The following is a 2,707-nucleotide window of genomic DNA, read 5'->3' on the forward strand; positions in this document are numbered from 1 at the left end:
CCGCGACGCGGCGGTCGCCGCCGAGGACGTCGGCGGCCTCGGCCAGCGTGGCGGCGATGCGATGCGGGGACTCGAAGAAGCAGCAGGCGCGCTGCTCGGTGGCCAGCGACTGCAGCCAATCGCGGCGGGCGCCCTGCTTGCGCGGGGCGAAGCCGTCGAAGATGAACCGCCCCACCTTCAGCCCCGACAGCGCCAGCGCCGTGGTTACCGCCGACGGCCCGGGCAGGCACGTCACCGGCAGGTCCGCGTCATGCGCGGCCGCGACGACGGCCAGCCCCGGATCGGAGACGACGGGCATGCCGGCGTCGGTCACCACGAGCACGCGGGCGCCGGACCGGGCGGCGTCGAGAAGCTGCACGATGCGCTGCTCCTCGTTGTGGTCGAAATTGGAGACGACCCGGCCGCGGATCTCCACGTCCAGCGCCGACGCCAGCTGGCGGGCGCGGCGCGTGTCCTCGGCGGCGATGAGATCGGCCTCCGACAATGCCGCGCGCAGGCGGTCGGTGGCGTCGCCGATGTTACCCAGCGGCGTCGCGGCCAGGGTGATGCCCGGCTGCAGGACGCGCCCACCGGAGCGCGCGGGCTCCCAGTCCGCCCGGTCATCCGCCCCTGCTCCGGGGAGATGGCCCGTGTCGGGGTCATCCATCGGGGTGTGCGGGGTCTCGCCGTGGGAAGCCATGGACGCGATCCTATCGGCCCTTGCCTATCATCGTGGTCGTGACCCAGCCTCCGCCCGACCCGACGATCGACGGCGCCGCACCGGATTCCACGCCGGACGGTGCCGCGCCGGGTTCGACGGCGGTGCGGTTCAAGAAGCCGCGGAAGACCCCGGCTCCGCCGAAACCCCCGCGCGTGCCCGTCCGCTGGACGCCGTGGGATACGCGGGTATTCGCGGTGCTGGCGATCGTCGCGGGCATCTCCCGATTCGTCGGGCTCGGCTTCCCCACCGACGAGGGCACGCCGGTCTTCGACGAGAAGCACTACGTCCCGCAGGCGTGGCAGATCCTCCGTTCCACCGGCGATCCGCTGGTCGGCGGCATCGAGGACAACCCCGGTTTCGGGCTGGTCGTCCACCCGCCGGTGGCCAAGCAGGTGATGGTCATCGGCGAATGGCTCTTCGGCTACACGCCGCTGGGCTGGCGGTTCATGTCCGCCGTCTGCGGCGTGCTGGTGGTGCTGGCGATCATGGACATCACCCGCCGGCTGTCCGGCTCGCCGCTGGCCACCGTGGCCGCGGGCCTGCTGGCGATCGTCGACGGCGTGCTGTTCGTGTCCTCCCGGATGGGCATGCTCGACATCATCCAGACCACGTTCATCATCGGCGCGGCATGGGCGTTGACGGTGGACCGGGACCAGGTCGCGCGCCGGCTCGCGGCGCTTCCGCATCCGCTTGACGACGCCTACGGCCCTCCCCTGCCCTGGCGCTGGTGGCGGTTCACGGCGGGCATCATGCTCGGCCTCTCCCTCGGCGTGAAATGGTCCGGCCTCTACTACATCGCCGCATTCGGGTTGCTCAGCGTGTTCTGCGACCTGGTGGACAGGAAGCGGGCTGGCGTCGGCAAGCCCACGCTCGGCGCGCTCGTGCGCGACACCCCGCCCGCCCTCGGCCACCTGGTGGCGGTGCCGCTGGCGGTGTACCTGCTGTCGTGGCGGTCGTGGTTCGCCGAGGAAACGTCCGTGTACCGCCACCTGCCCGCCGACCAGCGCGACACCGGCATCCCCGGCACCGGATGGCTGCCGGAGGCGGTGCAGAACTGGCTGCACTACCAGCGCGGCGTCCTCGAATTCCACGGGTCGCTGACGACCTCCGGCGGCCACGAGCACCCGTGGGAATCGAAGCCGTGGGAATGGCTGTGGTCCGGACGGCCCATGCTCTACTACTCCACCGAAACCACGTGCATGGGCGGCCGGGAGTGCAAGGGCTGGCTGATGCTGTTCGGCACCCCGCCGATCTGGTGGCTGCTCATCCCCGTCGTCGTGTGGGCCCTGTACCGGTGGCTCCTGCGCGGCGACGGCCGGTTCGCGCTGCCCGCCGTCGGTTTCATCGCCTCGTGGGTGCCGTGGGTCATCGCGCACGACCGGCAGATGTACTTCTTCTACGCCACGGCGCTGATCCCCTTCGTGGTCATCGCCATCGCGATCATCGCCGCCGACGTCGCCCGCTGGCGACCGAAGGGCAGGCCCATCGGCATCGGCCTCGTCGCGGCGTACCTCGCCGTCGCCGTCGCGGCGTTCCTGTTCTGGCTGCCCATCATGACCGGCATCCCGCTGCCGCTGGAGACCTTCGACTTGCGCCTCTGGCTCCCCAGCTGGAAGTAGCCGGGCACGGCGACGTGACCGGTGCCGTCGTCACGCCAGGCGCCGTCAGTCGAGCTCGCCGGGCAAGCCTCGGACCGGACGGCCGGACGCCGCACGCCACGCCTGCGCCATCGCGGCCGGCGTGTACCCGCCCAGCCACACCAGGCCCAGCGAAACGGCGGAAACGGCCATGAGGGCCAGTCCCGCGACGTCGGCGACCTCCAGCGTGCCCAGCACCAGGTCGCGGGTGGCGAAGCCGATGGAGAACATCGCCGCCGCGCCGTAGACGGGCGTCATGCCCATCGCCGCCCGCGGCCGCCACGCCGCCCAGAACATGCCGACCGCGAACGCCATGCGGATCGCGGCGGCGTCGATGGTCGGGGCGACGATCTCGTCGAGCGCGGCGGCC

General features: G+C 72.0%; 2 protein-coding genes and 1 pseudogene. 1 reads left to right on the forward strand and 2 read right to left on the reverse strand.

Annotated elements, in window-relative coordinates; all coding sequences use genetic code 11:
* Window positions 1–679 (reverse strand): 16S rRNA (cytidine(1402)-2'-O)-methyltransferase (locus tag GX015_RS02305; RefSeq protein WP_291342481.1); only part of this gene is annotated, 679 nt, incomplete at its 3' end.
* A gap of 38 nt (window positions 680–717) precedes the next feature.
* Here GX015_RS02305 and GX015_RS02310 point away from each other — a divergent pair.
* Window positions 718–2,319 carry a phospholipid carrier-dependent glycosyltransferase gene (locus tag GX015_RS02310; RefSeq protein ID WP_291342483.1) on the forward strand — a complete coding sequence of 534 codons (1,602 nt, stop codon included), beginning with the start codon at window positions 718–720 and terminating at the stop codon, window positions 2,317–2,319.
* Between the two features lie 45 nt (window positions 2,320–2,364).
* Here GX015_RS02310 and GX015_RS02315 read toward each other — a convergent pair.
* Window positions 2,365–2,707 (reverse strand): annotated as a pseudogene (locus tag GX015_RS02315) (hypothetical protein); the annotation flags it as partial.

The organism is Corynebacterium sp. (assembly GCF_012837295.1).
Taxonomy (GTDB): Bacteria; Actinomycetota; Actinomycetes; order Mycobacteriales; family Mycobacteriaceae; genus Corynebacterium.